This window comes from Streptomyces sp. NPDC002088 (genome assembly GCF_040296605.1).
Classification (GTDB): Bacteria; Actinomycetota; Actinomycetes; order Streptomycetales; family Streptomycetaceae; genus Streptomyces.
The window spans coordinates 53,690-75,102 of sequence record NZ_JBEOXO010000038.1 but is presented as its reverse complement, the minus strand read 5'-3'; the positions used below and the strand labels follow the sequence as shown (position 1 = coordinate 75,102).

Annotated in this window: 16 protein-coding genes; 5 read left to right on the top strand and 11 right to left on the bottom strand. The window is 70.2% G+C overall.

Going from position 1 to position 21,413, the window contains the following annotated elements; translation table 11 throughout:
- The 3 genes from ABT114_RS44990 to ABT114_RS44980 all read right to left on the bottom strand — a co-directional run.
- Nucleotides 1-1,169 (bottom strand): acyl-CoA carboxylase subunit beta (locus ABT114_RS44990; protein ID WP_351151583.1); only part of this gene is annotated, 1,169 nt, incomplete at its 3' end.
- Between the two features lie 151 nt (nucleotides 1,170-1,320).
- On the bottom strand, nucleotides 1,321-3,648 hold the full coding sequence (locus tag ABT114_RS44985) for a polysaccharide lyase 8 family protein (RefSeq protein ID WP_351151580.1): 2,328 nt from the start codon (nucleotides 3,646-3,648) through the stop codon (nucleotides 1,321-1,323).
- Between the two features lie 11 nt (nucleotides 3,649-3,659).
- Complete coding sequence (locus ABT114_RS44980) at nucleotides 3,660-4,175, bottom strand: hypothetical protein (RefSeq protein ID WP_351151577.1); 516 nt, start codon at nucleotides 4,173-4,175, stop codon at nucleotides 3,660-3,662.
- 277 nt (nucleotides 4,176-4,452) lie between these two features.
- Here ABT114_RS44980 and ABT114_RS44975 point away from each other — a divergent pair, with 277 nt between their 5' ends.
- Entirely contained in the window at nucleotides 4,453-5,073 is a 621-nt protein-coding gene (locus ABT114_RS44975; RefSeq protein WP_351151575.1) for a YceI family protein, read from the top strand.
- 220 nt (nucleotides 5,074-5,293) lie between these two features.
- Here the strand turns inward: ABT114_RS44975 and ABT114_RS44970 are convergent, their stop codons facing one another.
- The gene (locus ABT114_RS44970; RefSeq protein ID WP_351151572.1) at nucleotides 5,294-5,614 is read right to left on the bottom strand and encodes a hypothetical protein; all 321 of its coding nucleotides are present in this window, start codon (nucleotides 5,612-5,614) and stop codon (nucleotides 5,294-5,296) included.
- Nucleotides 5,615-5,832: 218 nt separating this feature from the next.
- Here ABT114_RS44970 and ABT114_RS44965 point away from each other — a divergent pair, with 218 nt between their 5' ends.
- Together ABT114_RS44965 and ABT114_RS44960 are read left to right on the top strand one after the other, a co-directional pair.
- Nucleotides 5,833-7,461 (top strand): IS200/IS605 family accessory protein TnpB-related protein, encoded by a 1,629-nt coding sequence (locus tag ABT114_RS44965; RefSeq protein WP_351151569.1) that lies wholly within the window; start codon nucleotides 5,833-5,835, stop codon nucleotides 7,459-7,461.
- Nucleotides 7,462-7,471: 10 nt separating this feature from the next.
- Nucleotides 7,472-8,161: a response regulator gene (locus ABT114_RS44960; RefSeq protein ID WP_351151566.1), complete on the top strand. Its 690-nt coding sequence runs from the start codon at nucleotides 7,472-7,474 to the stop codon at nucleotides 8,159-8,161.
- 33 nt (nucleotides 8,162-8,194) lie between these two features.
- Here ABT114_RS44960 and ABT114_RS44955 read toward each other — a convergent pair whose 3' ends face one another.
- Both ABT114_RS44955 and ABT114_RS44950 read right to left on the bottom strand, forming a co-directional pair.
- Nucleotides 8,195-9,580 (bottom strand): hypothetical protein, encoded by a 1,386-nt coding sequence (locus ABT114_RS44955; protein WP_351151564.1) that lies wholly within the window; start codon nucleotides 9,578-9,580, stop codon nucleotides 8,195-8,197.
- 67 nt (nucleotides 9,581-9,647) lie between these two features.
- Nucleotides 9,648-12,668: a glycoside hydrolase family 3 protein gene (locus tag ABT114_RS44950; RefSeq protein ID WP_351151562.1), complete on the bottom strand. Its 3,021-nt coding sequence runs from the start codon at nucleotides 12,666-12,668 to the stop codon at nucleotides 9,648-9,650.
- A gap of 247 nt (nucleotides 12,669-12,915) precedes the next feature.
- Between ABT114_RS44950 and ABT114_RS44945 the strand changes: the two genes are divergently transcribed.
- The gene (locus ABT114_RS44945) at nucleotides 12,916-14,781 is read left to right on the top strand and encodes a ricin-type beta-trefoil lectin domain protein (RefSeq protein ID WP_351151559.1); all 1,866 of its coding nucleotides are present in this window, start codon (nucleotides 12,916-12,918) and stop codon (nucleotides 14,779-14,781) included.
- A gap of 37 nt (nucleotides 14,782-14,818) precedes the next feature.
- Entirely contained in the window at nucleotides 14,819-15,322 is a 504-nt protein-coding gene (locus tag ABT114_RS44940) for a hypothetical protein (RefSeq protein ID WP_351151556.1), read from the top strand.
- 8 nt (nucleotides 15,323-15,330) lie between these two features.
- On the opposite strand, the gene cimA is transcribed toward ABT114_RS44940, so the two are convergent.
- The 5 genes from cimA to ureA all read right to left on the bottom strand — a co-directional run bounded on the left by cimA (nucleotide 15,331) and on the right by ureA (nucleotide 21,321).
- Nucleotides 15,331-16,935, bottom strand: coding sequence for a citramalate synthase (gene cimA, locus ABT114_RS44935; RefSeq protein WP_351151554.1), 1,605 nt, complete (start codon nucleotides 16,933-16,935; stop codon nucleotides 15,331-15,333).
- A gap of 321 nt (nucleotides 16,936-17,256) precedes the next feature.
- Nucleotides 17,257-17,865 (bottom strand): TetR/AcrR family transcriptional regulator, encoded by a 609-nt coding sequence (locus ABT114_RS44930; RefSeq protein ID WP_351151551.1) that lies wholly within the window; start codon nucleotides 17,863-17,865, stop codon nucleotides 17,257-17,259.
- Between the two features lie 12 nt (nucleotides 17,866-17,877).
- On the bottom strand, nucleotides 17,878-18,921 hold the full coding sequence (locus tag ABT114_RS44925; RefSeq protein ID WP_351151549.1) for an agmatine deiminase family protein: 1,044 nt from the start codon (nucleotides 18,919-18,921) through the stop codon (nucleotides 17,878-17,880).
- A 49-nt stretch (nucleotides 18,922-18,970) separates the two neighbouring features.
- A complete protein-coding gene (locus ABT114_RS44920; RefSeq protein WP_351151546.1) occupies nucleotides 18,971-20,641 on the bottom strand; it encodes an urease subunit alpha in 1,671 nt (556 codons plus the stop codon).
- A complete protein-coding gene (ureA, locus tag ABT114_RS44915) occupies nucleotides 20,638-21,321 on the bottom strand; it encodes an urease subunit gamma (protein ID WP_351151544.1) in 684 nt (227 codons plus the stop codon). The genes ABT114_RS44920 and ureA overlap by 4 nt, the downstream gene beginning before the upstream one ends.
- Between the last annotated feature and the right edge of the window lie 92 nt (nucleotides 21,322-21,413).

Genomic DNA, 21,413 nt, shown 5'->3' with positions numbered 1-21,413 from the left:
CGGATGATTCCGCCGTGCTCCTGGTCGACACCGGGGAGGAACCCCGGCACGTCCAGGAAGGTGACGATCGGGATATTGAAAGCGTCACACATCTGAACAAAGCGCGCAGCTTTTTCGCTCGCCTCGATGTCCAGGACGCCCGCCAGGGTCTGCGGCTGGTTGGCGACGATGCCGACGACCTGGCCGTCGAGGCGGGCCAGTGCGCAGATGATGTTCCGCGCCCAGCGCTCGTGGACCTCCAGGTAGTCGCCGTCGTCGACGATCTCCTCGATGACCTTGGCCATGTCGTACGGGCGGTTGCCGTCCGCCGGGACCAGGTCCAGCAGGACCTCTCCACGGCGGTCCGGGGCGTCCGTGGAGTCCACACGCGGCGGGTTCTCGCGGTTGTTCTGCGGGAGCATCGACAGGAGGTAGCGCACCTCGGCGATGCAGGTCTCCTCGTCGTCGTACGCGAAGTGGCAGACACCGCTCGTCTCGGCGTGCACATCGGCGCCACCGAGACCGTTCTGGGTGATCTCCTCGCCGGTGACCGCCTTGACGACGTCCGGGCCGGTGATGAACATCTGCGAGGTCTCACGGACCATGAACACGAAGTCCGTCAGCGCGGGGCTGTAGGCCGCGCCGCCCGCGCACGGGCCGAGCATCACGCTGATCTGCGGGATGACACCGGACGCCTTGGTGTTGCGCTGGAAGATGCCGCCGTAGCCGGCGAGCGCGCTGACGCCCTCCTGGATACGGGCCCCGGCACCGTCGTTCAGCGACACCAGCGGCGCGCCGGCCGCGATGGCCATGTCCATGATCTTGTGGATCTTCGTGGCGTGGGCCTCGCCCAGCGCACCGCCGAAGATCCGGAAGTCATGCGCGTAGACGAAGACCGTACGGCCCTCCACCGTGCCCCAGCCGGTGATCACACCGTCCGTGTACGGCTTCTTGGCCTCCAGCCCGAACCCGGTCGCCCGGTGCCGGCGCAGCTGCTCGACCTCCCGGAAGGACCCCGGGTCCAGGAGCAGCTCGATCCGCTCCCGGGCGGTCAGCTTGCCCTTGGCATGCTGCGCCTCGGTCGCCCTCTCGCTCGGACCCGCCAGCGCCTGCGCACGGATCTCGTGGAGTTCGGCGACCCGCCCCCGCGCGTCCGTCGGCTCACCCGTCGTCTCTTCCAAAACGGTCATGTAGTGACCTTACGAAGCCGACCAAGGAAAGCGAGCCGTCGACTCCGTACAGTCTCCGGACCGTTTTCCTGGTACCCCTGAACAGAACCGCGACCCCATGCAGGCGTTCCGACTGTTCAGGGGGCGTACGGCTTGTAGGGGTCACACAAACTCAGGGACTGAGAGCCAACTCACATTCGTGAGTCGCACATGCCATCCCTGGAGTGACACGGAGGCGCAGACGGCGGCCTGCCGACAGCACCTCGACCGAGTCGTCGGCCCGGACCACCCGGTGCACGGGACGGTCCCAGACGATCTCCAGCGGCTCGCCGGTACGCGGCGGCTCACTCACGCAGAGGGTAACCGTACGGCCCGTGCGGCGGAGGAGCACGCTCGCGCCCGCCGAGGCGGCCAGCGGACCCGCTTCCGCGCCCTGCCAGAAGTTGGCGGCCGTCAGTCCGAGCGAGGGCACGTGCACCGCCTGCCGGCGGACGTCGTTGGCGAGGACCGTCAGCCAGTTCCGGTCGGCGGCACGGGCCGCGACCGCGCGGCGGGAGGCGCCGGGCATCAGCAGGTACACGTAGGCGGCGTCCGTGGGGTCCGTGCCGTGATCCAGCCAGAGGGTCTGCCAGCCACGGGTGTGCGACTCCGCCGTACCGGTGGCGTTGATGTCCGCCCAGGCGCCGGTACGGTCCTCGCGCAGTGTCCGCAGCTCGCCGTCGGGCACGACCCACCCTCCCTGCCCCTCCAGATGCGCCCAGCGCCTGCCCCGTACGAAGGCCTGGGTGCCGCGCTCCCCCAGGTTGCGGTTGTCGACGACCGTCTCGACCGGCACCCCGTCGGCACAGGTGATCCCGGCCCCCAGGCAGATCACCGCGTCCGCGGCACAGAACCAGGACTTGCGGGCCTCGAGCGTCGAGCCGAGCCCCTTCAGGTGCTGCCCCACGGCCGCGTACTCGCCGTCGGTGGTGCCGCCGACCCAGCGCACGTCCGGCTTGGGCTCGCCCCACTCGCCGCCCGCCCGGTCGGCGAGGCGCCTGGTGGAGACGGTCGTGCCGGGCAGCCGGTACCAGTCCACGGTCGGCCAGAACCAGTCGGTGTACTGATCGCTCGGGGCCCCGGCGGCCCACCACAGGACCATCCCCGCACCGGTGTGCCAGCCGCGCGGATTCTCCCCGTTGCCGCATTCGTAGTGCGCGATGCGGTCACTGGCCATGGAGATGTTCGCGGTGAAGGTGGGGCGGCGGTGGACGGCACGGTCCATCGCCGGGAAGACGCGGTGCCCGGTGGGCTCCGGGGCGGCCGGTACGGCCGAGTCGGCGACGGCGTGCAGCCGGGCGAGGTCGGCGACGTCGAACTGCCGGGCCGTCAGGATCGGGGTGACCGTGTCCCGTTCGATCCAGCCCTTGATACGGCCGTACCACCGCTCGCGCTCGGCCGGGCTCGCGCCGCCGGCGAGGAGGGCCATGGCAGCGATGATCCCCTGACCGTGGAAGTGGTCGCCGCGCAGGACGTGCCGGTCGTCGTTCTTCAGATAACCGCGGCTGATGGCACGCCCGTTGACGCTGTCCATCATCAGGCCGTCGTGGATGAGCGGCGCGTAGGCGTGTTCGACGCTGTCGAGGACGATCTGCCGGTTCGGGTCGGTCACCTCCCACTCCGACCCGGCGAGCAGCGCGAAGAGCCGGCCGAGCCCGTCGAGGAGGACCTGCCCGTACGTCCCCGAGTAGGCGACCCAGGTGTGCTGGACGAACGAGCCGTCGGCATACAGCCCGTCGCCTTTCGTGACGTACGGGAAGACGGGCGAGAGCGCGTCCCGCGCGAGGGCGATCTTCTCCGGGGACCGGCCGAGAATGCCGCGCAGGGCGACGGAACGGCACAGGTCGACGCGGTTGGCGCCGGTCGACGTACCGGAGTAGTCGCCGAGCGCGGAGTCGGGGACGAAGTGGTCGACGGCGGCGCAGGCGGCGGTGAGCTGGGCGTCGGTGAGGTGGTCGTGGAGGGCGGCCGTGATGTCCATCAGCAGACGGGGGCTGCCGATCTGCCATTCCCACCAGTTGCCGTAGCGGGTGGTGGCGGGGTTGTAGACGGTGGCGGCGAGATGGTCGAGCCCGCGCAGCACGTCGGCGAGGAGGGCGGGATCCCCTGTGGAGCCGGTGCCCTGCCGGACGTATGCCTGGGTCATCGTCCACAGCCTGCTGTAGCTCTGGGTGATGCCGGACGGAGGGTCATATGGGTAGCCGGGCCAGAGGGAGGTCGGGGCCGGGGTCATCGTGGCCCGGAAGCCGCGGGCCAGTGCGCCGGTTTCGGCGAGGCGGGAGGCGTACGGCTCGGCGGCCGGGTCGTAGCCGGTGCCGAGGGCGAGATCGAGCCAGCGGTGGCGGAGGGTGTCGTACGGGTCGCCTGCGGGGGCGTCTGCGGCGCGAGCCGCCCCTGTCCTCGCGGCGAGGCCCGCCGCGAGGACGGCCGCGCCGAGGAAGAGTCGGCGTGAGGGAGTCATGTCCGACGGGCTCAGCAGCCGCCGCAGTTGTAGTACAGGACGTCCCAGTGGTTGCCCTCGTCGGCGTAGATGTTGCCGGCGCCGGACTGGTACTGGGGGGCGCCGTCGCCGCGCAGTCCGATGTAGGTGAAGGAGTTCTTGATGTAGCTCGTCACGCAGGTGTTCTTGCCGTAGTCGAGCTTGTAGCCGTTCCAGTGGGAGTAGGTGCCGGAGGCGTGACCGGTCTCCGTACCGCCGGTGATGTTGAGGGCGCAGCCGCTGGCGCTCTTGAGAGTCTGGGCGCCCTGCGCGGTGGCGAGGTTGAGCTGCTCGAAGGACGTGCAGGTGGAGTTGTTCCGGTCGGAGCAGCCACCGGAAGAGGACCAGGTGATGCCCACCTGGCTGAACATCGAGGTCGCGGTGGCGTGGCTGATCTTGGTGACGGCGAAGGCGTCGGTGGCGGTGCCGAGGACGGCGACGCCGGGGGCGACGAGGAGGGCGAGCGCGGTGAGGGCGGAGCGGAGCTTGAGCGGTCTCGCGGTCTTCATGAGAACCATGGGAACCCTTCCTGCGGATGGCCGTGCTTCCTACGGGGCGGCTGTGCAGGTGGCGCAGGGAGATGATGCCTGAGGTCTACGCGCGTCCGCCAGAGGGCACCAAATGATTACCCGACGTAGTCTGGGGAACACGTAGCGGATGATGTTGAAAACCGAACGGAATTGCTCTACCTTCGGTCCTGTTGACCTCGTTGAAGATTCAACAGATCTCTCAGATTCCTTTCCGCGGCTTCGGACGAAACCGCGACCCGTCCCCAAGGAGCACGTCATGGGCATCTTCAGCCGCAAGAGCAGCAACGACACGACCACCGAGACCACCGCCACGGGCCCCGCCGCTGTGACCCCGGAGCTGGCCGCGCTGACCGGCGAGTACACGATCGACCCGGCCCACTCGACGTTCGGCTTCGTGGCGCGCCACGCGATGGTCACGAACGTCAAGGGCAAGTTCAACGACTTCACCGGTTCCCTGCACCTGGACGGCAGCGACCCGGCCAAGTCCACGGCGACCATCGACATCACGATGGACAGCGTCGAAACCGGCTCCGCCGACCGTGACGGACACCTGAAGAGCTCGGACTTCTTCAGGACCGAGGAGTTCCCGACGATGACCTTCCGCTCCACCAAGGCGGAGGCCCTGGGCGGCGACGACTACCGCATCACCGGTGCCCTGAACATCCTCGGCGTCACCAAGCCGCTCACCATCGACCTGGAGTTCAACGGCTCCGCCAAGGACCCCTTCGGCAACGAGCGCGTCGGCTTCGAGGGCAAGGCGGAGATCCTGCGCTCCGAGTGGGGCCTGACCTGGAACGCGGCGCTGGAGACGGGTGGCGTGCTGGTCTCCGACAAGATCAAGCTGACCTTCGACATCTCGGCGATCAAGAACGCGTGAGGTGTGCCGTCCGACGGTTGCCGCCCGACGGGTTGCCATCCCACGAGTTGCCGTCCGACGGCTGAACGCCAAGTCCTGAGCGCGCCCGCCCTTCACTCACCCTTGTGGGGAGGGCGGGCGCTCGGCGTATCCGGATGCCCGTTCGATTTCGCTCCCTATGCGGGTGCTACGAGGGGTCCGGGTGCAGTCTCCCCCACCACCTGGAGTGTGTTCGTCGGCCTTACGCGTCTCGCGCCCTGAGCAGTACCGCCCCCGCCGCCAACAACCCCGCCGCATACGCCGCCAACACCCCCAGCCCCGGCCACGGACCGATCGCCAGACGCTCCAGGTTCTTCGTCGCCTGGATCGACAGGCCCGCCGGCATCGGTGCCCAGCGTTCCAAGCGGTGCTGCCACGTGGAGGAGGCGAGGGTGTTCGCCAAAACCGGGACGATGTACAGGATGCCGAGGCCCAAAGTGATCGCGCCGCTTGTGTCTCTGAGCAAGGTTGCCAGGGCCAGGCCCAGCAAGGTCACCAGCATCAGGCAGAGGACCGAGCCCACTGCCGCGCGGAGGATCGGGCCGTCCGTCAGGGGCGGCAGGGGGTTGCGAGCTGCTGTTGGTTTGCTGAGCTGGAGTGAGTTGTGGTGAGCGGGATTGAGTCCTGTCGGCGGGTTCGCGGGGTGGGAACGGGGGTTCTGGGGCCGAATGGGTGACCTTGGCGGCTGCTGGTCGTTGAGCTGGGTGGCAGACAGATGTCCGGCTTTGAGGGGGTGATGTGGTGGGCGGTTTAAGGGAGTTGGCGGCGTCCTTCGTAGTGCCTGGGCCTTGTGGGGTGGCGGTCCGGGACCGTCTGAAGCACCTCACGCCCCTGGACGAGAAGGTGCTGCGTGCGGTCGGTGAGCATCAGGGTGTGCTGGCCTCCCGTGATCTCAAGGCTCGCTGTGCAGACGGCCTGGAGCACAGCGCGGACACCTGGGCGGCGCGCAAGCGGGGACTGACGGGGGTGTCGTCATCGCGGATCGCCGGGGCCATCACCAAGGCCACGCATGATCAGTGGGCGCTCGCGCGCCGCTGCCAGGCCGCGCACATCCAGACGCTGGCAGACGGGATCAAAACGCTGCGGCACCGGCTGTCCCTCCCGGTCGGGGAGCCCGGAACGAAGCGGGCTGCGGGCGGTTACCGGTCGAAGAACGAGTGGTTTCGAAAGTCCCGTCGCCTCGCGATGCTGGAAGAGCGGCACGCCGCTGCGGTCCGTGACTGGCAGGCCGGACGGGTCCGCGTGGTACGGGGCGGCAAACGGCTCCTCAACACCCGCCACCATCTCGCCCAGGCCCGGCTCACCGAGGAACAGTGGCGGGAACGCTGGGAAGCGGAACGCTGGTTCATCGCTGCCGACGGCGAGTCGGGGAAGCGGTTCGGGAACGAGACGATCCGCGTCACCCCGGACGGCGAGGTGTCGGTCAAACTGCCCGCTCCGCTCGCGCACCTGGCCAACGCCCGGCACGGCCGGTACGTCCTCACCGCCCGCATCGCGTTCGCGCACCGGGGTGCGGAGTGGGCCGACCGCATCACCGCGAACCGGGCCGTCGCCTACCGCATCCACCTGAATGTGGACCGTGGCCGCTGGTACCTGACCGCGTCCTGGCAACGCCCCCTCGTGAAGACCATCCCGCTCACCACCGCCCGCGCCCGCGGCATGATCGGCGTCGACACAAACGCCGACCACTTCGCCGCCTACCGGCTCGACCCGCACGGCAACCCGGTCGGTGACCCGCACCGCTTCTTCTACGACCTGTCCGGCACCACAGATCACCGCGACGCCCAGATCCGCCACGCCCTGACCCGCCTGATCAACTGGGCCAAGCGCGTCGGTGTCGCCGCGATCGGCATCGAAGACCTCGACTTCGCCACCGAGAAGACCCGGGAGAAACACGGCCGCCGCAAGAGGTTCCGGCAGCTCATCTCCGGCATCCCGACCGGCAAGCTCAAGGCCCGGCTCGTCTCCATGGCCGCCGAACAGGGCCTCGCGATCGTCGCGGTCGACCCGGCCTACACCAGCATGTGGGGTGCCCAGCACTGGCAGAAACCGCTGGCCACCCCGCACAGAAAGATGTCCCGTCACGATGCCGCCGGTATCGCGATCGGACGACGCGCCCTCGGACACCCGATCCGGCGTCGGACGGCACCGCCCCCACACGACCGGAGTGATCGTGCGGAGCATCGGACCGTCCAGGCCAGACCGGGCACCCCAGGGCGTGAGGGAACCCGCCCACCCACCACGGACCGGCTCCCCGGAGAGCCGTCGCCGAACGGAAAGCGAAAGCGGGAACCCAGCGCATCCAAAACCGTTCGGGATGCGCCCAGTACGCAGCAGTGGGCCCAAGACTCACTTATGCACACTGGTTAGGAACGGTTTCATGAGCACGGACATCAGCGCAGGCATCAGGGAAGGGATCAGCATCGTCATCGCCGACGATCACGAGGTCGTCCGTGCCGGATACGCCGGGCTCCTCGCCACTCAGCCCGACTTCACGGTCGCGGGTACCGCGCGCGACGGCGCCGAGGCGGTGCGCGTCTGCCGGGAGCGGCGGCCCGACGTCGTCCTGATGGACGTACGCATGCCGGTCATGGACGGCATCGAGGCGACCGCGCGGCTCCAGGGGCCCGAGGCGCCGCGCGTGCTCGTGCTCACCACCTTCGATCTCGACGAGCACGTGTACGACGCCCTGGCCGCGGGAGCGAGCGGGTTCCTGCTGAAGGACGTGACCGCCGAGCGGCTCTTCGACGCGGTACGGGTCGTCGCGGCCGGGGAGGCCCTGCTCGCGCCGGCCATCACCCGGCGGCTGATCGCGGAGTTCGCCCGGCAGCGGCCCAGGACGGTCCCGGCCGACGATGCGCTCGCCGCGCTCACCCCGCGCGAGACCGACGTCCTGCGGCTGCTGGCGGAGGGCCTGTCCAACCCGGAGGTCGCCGAGCGGCTGCACGTCGGCGAGGAGACGGTCAAGACGCACGTCAGCCGGGTCCTGTCCAAGCTCGGGCTGCGCGACCGCACCCAGGCCGTCGTCCTGGCGTACGAGTCGGGGCTGGTGGTGCCCCGGACGTCGTAGGCCCGCGCGCCGGGCCCGGCTGTTCCCCGTACGTCAGAACCCGCCGCCGTAGTCCCCGCCGCCCCCGCCGAAGTCGCCTCCTCCCCCGCCGTCGCCGAATCCGCCCCCGCCATCACCGAACCCGCCCCCGAAGTCGCCCGGGTCGAAGTCCGCGCCGGAGAGGTCGCCGCCCCCGTAGCCGCCGGCGCCGAAGTCGCCGTAGCCGCTGCCGTAGTCGGCCGCGTAGGACGGGGCGGCCATCACGTTGCCGAGCACGGTGCCGAGGAGGAGGCCGGGGAGGATGCCGCCGCCGAAGTAGCCGCCGGCCCAGGGGCCGTAGGCGGGGCCCGCGTCCCAGTAGGGGCGGCGGCCGTACTCGGTGTCGACCTGGCGGATCACCGGGTCGCGGCCGTCGGCCAGCCGGGTCCGGTCGGCGGCGCAGACGGGGACCTCGCGGGGCGCGCCGTCCACCGGCGTCCAGGCGGCGTCGGCGACCGAGGGGCCGTGGCGGGGGTCGAAGAAGCAGGGCGGGCGGCGTTCGGGCAGTGGGCGGCCCTCGCGGCGGGCGGCGAGCTGGGCCAGGGAGAAGCGGCCGTCGGCCAGGGCCTGGGTGACGGCGCGGACCTCCTCGGGTTTCCGTGCCTCCGCCATGTACGTCTTCGCCTGGTCGTAGGCATCCAGCGCGCGCTCGTAGTCCGCGCGCATGGTGTCGTCCGCCCTGGCCTCCGACGGGTGGAAGTCCAGGCGGTCCAGCTCCTCGCCGAAGGCGGTGATGTCCTCGTCCACCACGACGCGCAGCTTGTCCAGGGCGGCCTGCTGCTCCTCCTCTCGGCGCCGGCGGCTACGGCGGACCAGCGCGTACGCGCCCACCCCGCCCACCACCAGGACGGCGCCCGCGATGATCAGCGCGGTGGTCGAGCCCCCGTCGCCCCTGTCGGAGGAACCCCAGGTCGAGGGCGCCGAACCGCCCATGTTGGTCAGCGCGCGGCCGGTGAAGTCGTCGAGCTGGGTCTTCGCGTCGCTCTCGCCCTGGACGCTGGTGACGAGGTTCGACACCGCTGTGCGCGGCAGGACGGAGGAGTCGGCGCGGGCGTCGAAGCGGTCACCGAGGCGGATCGCGTACAGGCCGGTGATGCCGGTGGCGGTGCGCAGGTCGGTGAAGAGGTTCTGGGTCGGGTAGCCGGCGGGGAGGACCGCGACGAAGAGGGGTTTGTCAGCGTTCTTGATCTGCTTGGTCAGGGCGTTCGCGTCGGCGTCCGACAGCTGGGACGCGGCCGCCGGATCGACGTAGACGGGGCTCTTGCGGAGGGCTTCCGCGACAGCCGAGACGCTGGTGGCGGCCGAGGCGGGCGCAGTGCCCACCCACACCCCGGCGAGGACGGCGAGCACGAGGGCCAGCACCAGTCCGGGGAGGCTTCGGGTCCGTACGACGGCCTTCATGCTTCGAAACTACCCGAAGCCTCCCAAAACTGGTCATTTTATGTAGGCGGGAGACGCAGTACGTACGTCAGGCCGCCCGGTACGCCTCCGCCAGCTTCTGCACCGCCGCGCCGTACCGTCCGGTCAGGAGCAGGTGGTCGGCGTCGGCGAAGGGCTTCGCCACCGCCGCCGTGATGTTCTGTCCCACCTTCTGCTGGACGATGAGCCGCGCCTTGGTGACGAGCGCACGGCCGGCCTCCTTCGCGCCTGCCTTCTCGGCCACGGCGGCCGCGATCCCGAGGGCCTTCAGCGTCGTCTGGCCGCCTTCCGGCGCCTTCGTGAGGGTCGTCAGGCCCCAGCCGTACGGGAACTGCGGGTCGTACGCCGCATCACCGACGTTGATCGGCAGCTGGGCCTGCGACCTGGGCCAGGTGACGGGGAGCTGTCCGGTGAAGGGGCGCGCGCCGTACAGCACGTCCGCCACACCGGCGCCCTCGGTGCCCGGCAGCCAGGAGGCCACCAGCGCGTCGATGTCGCCGAGCCGGTCGCCGACGAGCTGCGGGCGGCCCGAGACGATCAGCACCGCGCACTTCATGGCCGCGCACACCTTGTCCACGGCGGCCTGGTCGGCGGCGGTCAGCTCCAGGTCGTTGCCGTTGCCGACGTCGCCGACCCCCTCGGCGTACGGGTTCTCGCCGACGACGACCACGCCGACGTCGTAGCCGCCGGTCGGTGCGGAGGCGTCCTTGGAGTAGGTGACGTCGCCGCCGGCCTCGCGCATGCCCTCCAGGATCGTCGTACCCGGGACGATGTCGCCGGACGAGCCCTGCCAGGTGACCGTCCAGCCGCCGGTCTGGTTGCCGATGTCGTCGGCGTTGGAGCCGGCGACGTAGACCTTCTGCGACTTCTTCAGGGGCAGCACACCGCCCGCGTTCTTCAGCAGCACCTGCGACTCGGCGACCGCCTGCCGGGCGACGGCACGGTGGGCCGACGAGCCGATCTGCGAGGCGCCGCTGGTGTCGGCGTAGGGGTGCTCGAAGAGGCCGAGCTTGAACTTCTGGGTGAGGATGCGGGAGACGGCGTCGTCGATGCGGTCCTCGCTGATCCGGCCCGCCTCGGCCTCGTCGACCAGGGTCGAGCTGAAGTCCTTGTACGAGTACGGCACCATCATCATGTCGAGGCCCGCGTTGACCGCCGTGCGGACGTGGGAGGCGTAGTCGCCGGGGAGCTGGTCGATGGCGTTCCAGTCGCTGATGACGAAGCCGTCGAAGCCCATACGGCCCTTGAGCACGCCGTTGATCATGTCGGCGCGGGCGTGCATCTTCACCGGGCCCTGGCCGTCGCCGGCGATGTCGAGCGAGGAGTACGACGGCATGACCGTGCCGATGCCGCGGTCGACGGCGGTCTGGTACGGGGCGAGGTGGACGGCCTCCAGCTGCTGCCGGGTGACCTTGGTGACGCCCTGGTCGATGGTGTAGCTGCCGGTGGTGGAGGAGCCGTACTCGGTGCCGCCGTCACCGACGAAGTGCTTGGCGGTGGCGAGGACCTTGTCGTTCCGGCTCAGGTCCTTGCCGTTCGCCTGTCCCTGGAGGCCCTGGATGACGGTCTCCATGGAGTCGACGAGGGCCGGGTCCTCGCCGAAGGACTCGTAGGAGCGGCCCCAGCGCTCGTCTCGGGTGACGCAGAGGCAAGGGGCGAAGTCCCAGGGGATGCCGGTGGCCCGGACCTCGGCGGCCGTCACCGCTCCGGTCTTCTCGGCGAGCTCGGGATCGCGGGTCGCCCCGATGCCGATGTTGTGCGGCATGATCGTGGCGCCGACCAGGTTGTTGTGGCCGTGGACCGCGTCGACACCGTAGATCAGCGGAATCTGGAACCGCGTCGCCTGCGCCTGGAGCTGGAAGCTGTCGATCATCTTCGCCCAGGCCTCGGCGGTGTTGGGCGTGGGGGTCGAGCCGCCGCCGGAGAGCAGGGAGCCGAGGCTGTACGTGGCGACGTCGCCGCCGTTCCCCACGGCGCCGCGCTCGGCCTGGGTCATCTGGCCGGCCTTCTCCTCCAGGGACATCCGCGAGAGGAGGTCGGCGACCCGCTTCTTCACCGGCAGCTTGCTGTTCAGATACGGCAGTCCGTGCGCGTCGATCACGACCTGCGGGGTCTCGGTGGGGGCCTTGGCGCCGGTGACCGTGAGCTTCAGCGGGATCGTCTCCGCCGACTCGGCGGACCGGTCCTTCAAGGTGGGGACCTCGATGGTCTGCGTCGCCCCGGACGCGGTGCCCGCCGGGAAGGTGAGGGTGCCGGAGACGGGGGTGTAGTCCTTGCCGGAGTCGGCGCTGCCGCCCGTCGCCTCGTATGTGACGGTCACCGGGTCGTCGATCGGGGCCGAGCCGGTGGTGGCGACCGACACCTTCACGGTGGCCCTGCCGCCCTCCTTGACCGGGTAGACGGCGGCGTCCGTGGTGACGGAGGCGCGCAGGGACTGGTCGGCCTTGCCGTACAACTCGACGCCGTCCATGGCGAACTGGCCCTTGACGCCGACGGGGAGCGTGACGGCGTACCCCCACATGCCGGTGAGGCCGAGGACGTGGTCGATGCCGCCGACGGGCTGGTAGTCCGTGCGGTATGTGAAGTCGGTGAAGGGGATCTCGATCTGTTTCCAGCCGCTGAAGTCGTCGGTGAAGGACGTCGTCCACAGCTCGGAGGCCTCGCCGTTCGCGCCGCCGTCCTTGATCTCGAAGGCGATCTTCTTGCCGTTGGCCTGACCGTCCCACCAGAAGCGGATGCCCTTGTGGGCGGACCAGTCGTGGGCGGGTTCGGTCGCGGCGTAGTCGTGGGTGAAGCCGCCGTAGCCGCTGATGTCGTAGGTGCCGGTGAGGACCTTGGCACCCTCGGGGGCGTCGGCGCGGTCGGTGAACTGGAGCGCGGGCGGGTCGTCGCTGTCGCCGCCCCAGGTGAAGATGCCCTCGGCGGGCTGGGAGGCGAAGGGGACCTCGCCCTCGAAGCGGTCGACGGGGGTGGGCGGCGGGTCGTCGGCGCCGGACGCGGTGGCGGCGGCGGTCAGCGGGAGCAGTGCGGTGAGCAGTGCGGCGGAGGCGAGCAGGGCGGTTCTTCGCATGTACCTTCCCTCGGCTCTCGGAGGCTCGCAGAATTCACTCATGACTTAGATCACGTCGTGAGTTAACTGGCGGCACGGAGAACCGTCAAGACTTCACGTCAGAACCGGTACACGCCCAAATCACGGCCGGATCAGGTGCGTTGTTCCTTCGGATTCTGAACGCGCAACCCCTTGACGGGTATACGAAGCCGTCATTTACTCACGGCTCGCACGCCTCCCATCCCCCACCTCCAGAAGGCGGCGCTCCATGAAGAGATCCAGACGAGCGGCCGGGCTGCTCCTCGCCGGGCTGCTCACCACGGCCGGCCTCACCGCGGCGACCGCGCCCGCGCACGCGGCGGGCGAGCAGGTCACCGCATGGCTGACCACGACCGACGACTCCGCCGGACGCCATGTGGTCCGAGGGCTGCAGGCCCAGACCCCGTTCGCGTTCCAGTCCGGCAGCGGCGGCAGCGGCGAGAACATCACCGTCGACGAGAACACGCGGTACCAGACCTTCACGGGCGGCGGCGCGTCCTTCACGGACACCGCGGCCTGGCTGATGAACAGCAGCGGGGCGCTGTCGCAGGCGACCCGGGACGCGACGATGCGGAAGCTGTTCTCGCCGACGGACGGGATCGGGCTGTCGTTCCTGCGCAACCCCATGGGCGCGTCGGACCTGGCACGGTACGGGTACACGTACGACGACGTGCCGGCCGGGCAGACGGACCCGAACCTGGCACAGTTCTCGATCGCGCACGACCTGGCGGACGTGGTGCCGCTGACGAAGCAGGCCCTCCAGCTGAACCCCTCGCTGACGGTGATGGCCTCGCCGTGGACCGCGCCGGCCTGGATGAAGGACAGCGGGCAGCTCAACGGGGGCTGGCTGAAGGCGGAGGACTACGGGGCGTACGCGTCGTACTTCGTGAAGTACCTCCAGGCGTACCGGGACCAGGGGGTGCCGGTCTCGTACGTGACGGCGCAGAACGAGCCGACGTGCTGCTCCGGGTATCCGTCGATGAGCTGGAACGCGTCGGGGCTGGCCTACTTCACCAAGAGCGAGCTGCTGCCGAAACTCGCGGCGGCGGGGCTGTCGACGAAGGTGCTGGCGCACGACTGGAACTGGGACGTGTACGACGCGTACGCGGCCCAGACGGTGGACGACGCGGCGGTGCGGTCGCATCCGAACTTCGGGGGCATCGCGTGGCACGGCTACGGCGGTGACGTCACCAAGCAGACGACCGTCCACAATCAGTACCCGGGGCTGGACGCGTTCGGTACCGAGCACTCGGGCGGGACGTGGATCGCCAACCAGCAGCGCGAGGACATGCTCAACATCGTCGACTACACCCGGAACTGGGCGAAGTCGGTGACGAAGTGGTCGCTGGCGGTGGACCAGAACATGGGGCCGCACAACGGCGGTTGCGGGACCTGCACCGGGCTGGTCACGGTGCACAACGGCGACGGGGCGAGCGGCACGGTCGACTACACGGTCGAGTACTACACGATGGGGCATCTGACGAAGTTCGTACGGCCGGGGGCGCAGCGGATCGCGTCGACGGCGTCGACGGCCGTGCCGAACGTGGCGTGGCGCAATCCCGACGGAAGCAAGGCCCTGATCGCCTACAACGACGCGTCGTCCGCGAAGACCGTGACCATCAACTGGGGTTCGCAGCACGCGACTTACTCGCTTCCGGGCAAGACGTCGGCGACGTTCACGTGGTCCGGGACGCAGTCGGGCAGCGGCAGCCTGTCGGGGGCCTTCGTCGGCCTGGCGGGCAAGTGCCTGGATGTCGCGGGCGGTTCTTCGGCGAACGGCACGACCGTACAGCTCTACGACTGCAACGGCTCGGCGGCGCAGCAGTGGACCGTACAGGCGGACGGGTCCGTCCAAGCGCTCGGCAAGTGCCTTGACGTGGCGGCGGGGTCGACGGCGGACGGGGCGAAGACGCAGTTGTACGACTGCAATGGAACCGGTGCGCAACGGTGGTCGTACAACGCCTCGACCGGTGATGTGGTGAACACGGCGGCGGACAAGTGCCTGGACGTGACGGACAACTCGTCGGTGAACGGGGCGCGGGCACAGATCTGGTCGTGCACCGGGGCCGCCAACCAGAAGTGGCAGCTGCGGTAGGGCGCTTCGGGCCCTGCGCGATCGAGGGGCGGGGCTCGTGAGACGTGGGGTGCGCGCCGGCCTGGCGGCGGCGGGTGCGGTGGCGGGAATCGGGCTGCTCAGTGGGTGCAGTCCGGCGCAGTTGCCGCTGGTGGCCGTGTGGCTGGACGGAGACGGACAGCCGGTCGCGACGGTGCGGCTGTGCGACGGCGATCACGGCAGCGGCGTGCGTCTCCACAGCTGGGCCGAGGACGACACGGTCGCGGACGACAACGGCTGGAGCGCGGCTTTCGGCGCGCGGGTCGACGTCACCTCGGCGACGTTCCCCCTCTTCACGCCTCCCGCCGCCTGGCACGTCGAAGCGGCCGGGCAGCAGAAGCTGCTGCCCGGCCACACGTACGCCCTTGGTTTCACCGGACCCCGCCACGGCTGGAATCCGTACGACGGCAACGTCAGCTTCACCAGCGAGGAACTGCACGCTCTGCACCCCGGCCAGGTCCGGGCCGACGACCGGGCCATGAGCCTCGGCGAGTTCGAGAAGCTCGCCGAGGACTCCTGTTGAGGCGTCGGCTACTCCGCGGGCTCCACCCCGGCGCGCAGCAGCCCGTACGTGTACGCGTCCTCCAGTGCCTGCCAGGACGCGGCGATGACGTTCTCCGCCACACCCACCGTGGACCACTCGCCGGCGCCGTCCGACGTCGAGATCAGGACGCGCGTCGTGGACTGGGTGCCGTGCTTGCCCTCGAGGATGCGGACCTTGTAGTCCACCAGCCCCAACTGGGCGAGCTGGGGGTAGATCTTCTCCAGGGCCACGCGCAGGGCGCGGTCCAGGGCGTTGACCGGGCCGTTGCCCTCCGCCGTGGCGACGATGCGCTCGCCCTTGGCGTAGAGCTTCACGGTCGCCTCGTTGGCGTGCGTACCGTCGGGGCGGTCCTCGACGATCGCGCGCCAGGACTCGACCTCGAAGTACTTGCGGGCCTTGCCCTCGGCCTCGGCGCGCAGCAGCAGCTCGAACGACGCGTCCGCCGCCTCGAACGTGTAGCCCTTGAGCTCGCGCTCCTTCACGCGCTCGACGACGCGACCGACCAGTTCGCGGTCGCCGCTGATGTCGATGCCGAGTTCCTTGCCCTTGAGCTCGACCGACGCGCGGCCCGCCATGTCCGACACCAGCATCCGCATGGTGTTGCCGACCTGCTCGGGCTCGATGTGCTGGTACAGGGCCGGGTCGACCTTGATCGCGGAGGCGTGCAGGCCGCCCTTGTGCGCGAAGGCCGAGACTCCCACGTACGGCTGATGGGTGGCGGGGGTGAGGTTCACCACCTCGGCGATCGCGTGCGAGATGCGGGTCATCTCGCGGAGCGCGCCCTCGGGGAGGACCTTCTTGCCGTACTTCAGTTCCAGGGCCGCCACGACCGGGAACAGGTTCGAGTTCCCTACCCGCTCGCCGTAGCCGTTCGCCGTGCACTGGACGTGGGTCGCGCCCGCGTCGACAGCGGCGAGGGTGTTGGCGACCGCGCACCCCGTGTCGTCCTGGGCATGGATGCCGAGCCGGGCTCCGGTGTCGGCGAGGACGGTGGCGACGACCGCCTGGATCTGGGCCGGGAGCATGCCGCCGTTGGTGTCGCAGAGCACGACCACGTCGGCGCCGGCCTCGGAGGCGGCGCGGACGACCGACTTCGCGTACTCCGGGTTCGCGCGGTAGCCGTCGAAGAAGTGCTCGCAGTCGACGAAGACGCGGCGGCCCTGCGACCGGAGGAACGCGACCGTGTCCCGCACCATCTCGAGGTTCTCGTCCAGCGTGGTGCGCAGCGCCAGTTCCACGTGGCGGTCGTGGGACTTCGCGACCAGCGTGATCACCGGGGCGCCGGAGTCCAGGAGGGCCTTGACCTGCGGGTCCTCCGACGCCTTCGCGTTCGCCCGGCGGGTGGACCCGAAGGCGACGAGCGTGGCGTTCTTGAAGTCGATCTCCTGCTGTGCGCGGGCGAAGAACTCCGTGTCCCGCGGGTTGGCGCCGGGCCAGCCGCCCTCGATGAAGCCCACGCCGAAGTCGTCCAGGTGCCGTGCGATGGCCAGCTTGTCGGCGACGGTGAGGTTGATGCCCTCCCGCTGGGCGCCGTCGCGCAGGGTGGTGTCGAAGACATGGAACGAGTCGTCGAGCTCGCTGGTTTCCGTCATGGTGTCAAGGCTCCTGTTTTGGATCTCGGTCTACCGGAATAACCGGCTCCACCGTCCCCCCCATGGTCCCTCGCGCTCCCCTCCTGGCTGAAGGTGGGCCAGGAAAACGAAAAACCTCTCGCGGGTGCGAGAGGTCTGCGCGCGGGTCGAGGACACGATGGCCGCCCGTACCTGGTCGTACGTGGCGGTCACTGCGGACCGGCGCGCCTGCTGCCAATAATCGTGGCGAACGAGAGCACGGGGGCAGTCTGGCACAATCCGCCCCCGCACTCACCGTCCGTCTCAGGATGCGAGCTGCGCCCTGGTCGATCTGGACACAGATCAAGCGTCCGGGTGAAGCGCCTCGTCCAGGAACTCCCGTACGTGCCCGAGGACCTGCCCCCGGTCCGTCCCCCGCAGCCCGATCGCCACGTGGATGGAGAAGCCGTCGAGAAGGGCGCGCAGCCGGGCGGCGAAGCGGTCGGCGTCGACCGGGCGGAACTCGCCGCGCGAGACGCCCTCCGCGATCAGGGCGACCAGGTCGCGGTGCCAGGCGCCCTCGATGGCGGCCTGCCGGTCGCGGGCGTCGTCGTCGGCGTTCTGCGAGCGGTTCCAGACCTCCAGCCAGAGGGTCCAGTGCGGATCGCGGTGGCCGTCGGGGACGTACAGGTCGACATACGCGTCGAGGCGTTCGCGGGCCGGCGCCCTGCGGGTGAGGAGCCTGCCGCGCTCGGCGCCCAGCCTGCTCTCGCTCCACTCCAGGGCCTGGAGCAGCAGTTCGTCCTTGGAGTGGAAGTAGTAGAGCAGATGGCCGCTGCTCATGCCGACCGCACGGCCGAGCGCCGCCATGGTGAGCTTCTCCAGACCGCGCTCGGCGATCATGTCCATGGCTGCGGCGAGGACCTCCTCGCGCGGCGGCGCGTTCCTGCGCGCACGTCCCGCACCGGCCATCCCTGCTCCCACCTACTTCTGGCCCTTTGGCTGCTGCTGGGTGATGCAGTGGATGCCACCGCCACCGGAGAAGATCGTACGGGCGTCCACCAGCGTCACCGTCCGCTCCGGGAACAGACGACGGAAGATACCGGCCGCGATCTCGTCGCGCGGGTCGTCGAAGCCGCACAGCACCACACCGCCGTTGCAGAGGTAGTGGTTGATGTAGGAGTAGTCGGCCCAGTGGCCGTCGGCCTCCAGGGCGGTCGGCGCGGGTACCTCGACGACTTCCAGGCGGCGGCCGCGCGCGTCGGTCTGGGACTTCAGCAGGCCGATGACCTCCTTCGTCACCTCGTGGTCGGGGTGCGCCGGGTCGGGCTGGTGGTGGGCGACCACCACGCCCGGGCGGGCGAAGGCGGCGACGATGTCGACATGGCCGAGGGTGCCGAAGCCGTGGGGCGGGTAGTCGCCGGTGAGGCCGCGCGGCAGCCAGATCGCCTTGCGGGTGCCGAGCTGGGCATGGATCTCCGCCTCGACCTGGGCGCGAGTCCAGTGCGGGTTGCGCTCGGGGCCGAGCTGCACGGTCTCCGTCAGCAGCACCGTGCCCTCGCCGTCGACGTGGATCGCGCCGCCCTCGTTGACGAGCTTCGAGGCGTAGGTCCGTGCCCCCGCGAGGTCCGAGACGTACGCGGCGATCTTCGCGTCGTGCTCCCAGCGGGCCCAGTCCTGGGCGCCCCAGCCGTTGAACGTCCAGTCGACAGCGGCGAGTTCACCGTTTCCGTTGGTGAGGAAGGTGGGGCCGATGTCGCGCATCCAGGCGTCGTCGAGGTCGCGTTCGACCGTGTCGATGCCGTCGCCCAGCAGGGCCCGCGCACCGGACGACTGACCCGGGCCACAGACCACCGTCACCGGTTCGAAGCGGCGGATCGCGCGGGCGACCGACGCCCAGGCGATGCGGGAGGCGGCGAGGTCGTCGGGGTCGTCGAAGGTGGGGTTGGGGCCGGGCCACGCCATCCAGGTGCGCTCGTGCGGGGTCCATTCGGCGGGCATGCGGAAGCCGTCGGCGGCGGGGGTCATGGGGAGTCCTTCGCTGAAAAGCGTGACACTTCTCTCGGATGTGTCACAGTTACAGAAAGTAGAGGCGGTTGAGGGAGACGGACTCGGCGGGCTCGGAGCGCAGCGGCTCTCCGTCCAGGGTGACCAGGCCGGTGCGCTGGTCGACATCGACCGCTCCGGTACGGGAGTTGCGGCGCAGGTCGGCCGGACCGATACCGCGAGTGCCCCGTACGGCGACCCTGCGTCGGCGGGTCGGCATCCTGTCGTTGCCCTGGTCGAGGGCGGCCCGGGCGACGAAGGCGACCGAGATGTCGGCGGGTGTCGTGCCGTGCGCGCCGAACTGCGGGCCCAGCACCAGGGGTTCGCAGGTGTCGGTGGCCGCGTTGGGGTCGCCGACCACGCCGTACGCCGGGAAGCCCGCCTTGAGGACGAGCTGCGGTTTGGCGCCGAAGTACTCCGGCCGCCACAGCACGATGTCGGCGAGCTTGCCGGTCTCGATCGAGCCGACCTCGTCCGCGAGGCCGTGCGCGATGGCGGGGTTGATGGTCAGCTTGGCGATATAGCGCAGGACTCGTTCGTTGTCGTGGTCCTCGGGGGCGCCGAACTCGGCCTTCATCTTCCCGGCCATCGCGAACGTACGGCGCACGGTCTCGCCCGCTCGCCCCATTCCCTGCGCGTCCGACGAGGTGATGCCTATCGCGCCCAGGTCGTGCAGCACGTCCTCGGCGCCCATGGTCCCGGCGCGGATGCGGTCGCGGGCCATGGCGGCGTCGCCGGGCAGGTCGGTCTTGAGGTCGTGGACGGAGACGATCATGCCGTAGTGCTCGGCGACCGCGTCCCGGCCGAAGGGGAGGGTGGGGTTGGTGGAGGAGCCGATGACGTTGGCGACTCCCGCCATCTTCAGCACGTTCGGCACATGACCGCCGCCGCAGCCCTCGATGTGGAAGGCGTGGATGGTGCGGCCCTCCAGGACCCGGAGGGTGTCCTCGACCGACAGGCACTCGTTCAGCCCGTCGCTGTGCAGGGCGACCTGGACGTCGTGCTCCTCGGCGACACGCAGCGCCGTGTCCAGCGCCCGGGTGTGGGCGCCCATGTCCTCGTGCACCTTGAAGCCGGACGCGCCGCCCTCGGCGAGGGCCTCGACCAGCGGGGCCGCGTCGGAGGAGGAGCCCCGGCCCAGGAAGCCGATGTTGACCGGCCAGGCGTCGAACGCGTTGAACGCGTGCCGCAGCGCCCACGGCGAGTTGACACCGACGCCCCACACCGGCCCGAACTCCTGCCCGATGATCGTGGTCACGCCGGAGGCGAGCGAGGCCTCCATGATGCGCGGGGACAGCAGGTGGACATGCGTGTCGACGGCCCCGGCGGTGGCGATGAGCCCCTCGCCGGACACGATCGACGTACCCGTGCCGACCACGACGTCGACCCCGTCGAGGGTGTCGGGGTTCCCGGCCCGTCCGATCGCGCAGATCCGGCCCTCCCGGATGCCGATGGAGACCTTCCGGATCCCCTGCACGGCGTCGATCACGACGACATTGCTGATCACGACGTCACACGTGTCGCGCACGGCGGCCGCCTTGAGGTGGAGGCCGTCGCGGGCGGTCTTGCCGAAGCCGGCGAGGAACTCGTCGCCGTACTTCTGGGCGTCGGATTCGACGCGTATGGTCAGCCCGGAGTCGCCGAGGCGGACGCGGTCGCCGGCGCGCGGGCCGTGGGTGGCGGCGTACTCGTACGGATTCATGCCTCTGCTCCCAGATATCCGCAGGCGGCGGCCCTGCGCAGGGCCTCTTCCCGCGCCCCCGGCGCGTCCAGCGCCCCGTCGACCAGACCGGCGAAGCCGATCGCGATCCGGTCGCCCCCGATCGGCACGAGCCCGACCTCGGCGCTCTCCCCCGGCCCGAAGCGCACCGAGGATCCGGCCGGGACGGCCAGCCGCATCCCGTAGGCCCGTTCGCGTGCGAAGTCCAGGCGCGGGTTGGCCTCGAAGAAGTGGAAGTGGGAGGTGACGGAGACCGGGACGGTCGCCGTGTTGGTCACCGTCAGTCGTACGGCCGCCTCGGGCTCGGCGTGCTCGGGCCCCGGCAGCAGCGCGCCCGGGGCCCGGTCGCCCAGCCCGCCGCCCCCGATGGGATCGCCGACGATCGCGAGGCGCGCGCCGTCGTCGAAGACAGCCTCGACGTGCACCTCGGTGACGACGTCGGCGACGCCCGGCAGCACGTCGTGCGGGCCGAGCACGGACCGGGCGGCGGCGATGGCCTCCGCGAGCCGTTTCCCGTCCCGGGCGGCCTCGCAGACGGTGTCCGCGATGAGCGCGGTCGCCTCCGGCACGTTCAGCCTCAGGCCGCGGGCCCGGCGGGCGCGGGCCAGTTCGGCGGCTCCGAACAGCAGCAGCCGGTCACGTTCGGTGGGGGTCAGCCTCACGACGCGGCACCTCCTTGTCTTCGTCTCTTTAGAGCATCACTCTAAAGTGTGGTTTCGCGCAACCGAGGTACTTCCGACCGATGCGTGAGCAC

Bases quoted from the DNA above. Each gene is read 5' to 3' on its own strand.
- ABT114_RS44985 (WP_351151580.1), bottom strand. From the start codon at position 3,648: ATGACTCCCTCACGCCGACTCTTCCTCGGCGCGGCCGTCCTCGCGGCG.
- ABT114_RS44980 (WP_351151577.1), bottom strand. From the start codon at position 4,175: ATGAAGACCGCGAGACCGCTCAAGCTCCGCTCCGCCCTCACCGCGCTC.
- ABT114_RS44975 (WP_351151575.1), top strand. From the start codon at position 4,453: ATGGGCATCTTCAGCCGCAAGAGCAGCAACGACACGACCACCGAGACC.
- ABT114_RS44960 (WP_351151566.1), top strand. From the start codon at position 7,472: ATGAGCACGGACATCAGCGCAGGCATCAGGGAAGGGATCAGCATCGTC.
- ABT114_RS44955 (WP_351151564.1), bottom strand. From the start codon at position 9,580: ATGAAGGCCGTCGTACGGACCCGAAGCCTCCCCGGACTGGTGCTGGCC.
- ABT114_RS44950 (WP_351151562.1), bottom strand. From the start codon at position 12,668: ATGCGAAGAACCGCCCTGCTCGCCTCCGCCGCACTGCTCACCGCACTG.
- ABT114_RS44945 (WP_351151559.1), top strand. From the start codon at position 12,916: ATGAAGAGATCCAGACGAGCGGCCGGGCTGCTCCTCGCCGGGCTGCTC.
- cimA (WP_351151554.1), bottom strand. From the start codon at position 16,935: ATGACGGAAACCAGCGAGCTCGACGACTCGTTCCATGTCTTCGACACC.
- ABT114_RS44930 (WP_351151551.1), bottom strand. From the start codon at position 17,865: ATGGCCGGTGCGGGACGTGCGCGCAGGAACGCGCCGCCGCGCGAGGAG.
- ABT114_RS44925 (WP_351151549.1), bottom strand. From the start codon at position 18,921: ATGACCCCCGCCGCCGACGGCTTCCGCATGCCCGCCGAATGGACCCCG.
- ABT114_RS44920 (WP_351151546.1), bottom strand. From the start codon at position 20,641: ATGAATCCGTACGAGTACGCCGCCACCCACGGCCCGCGCGCCGGCGAC.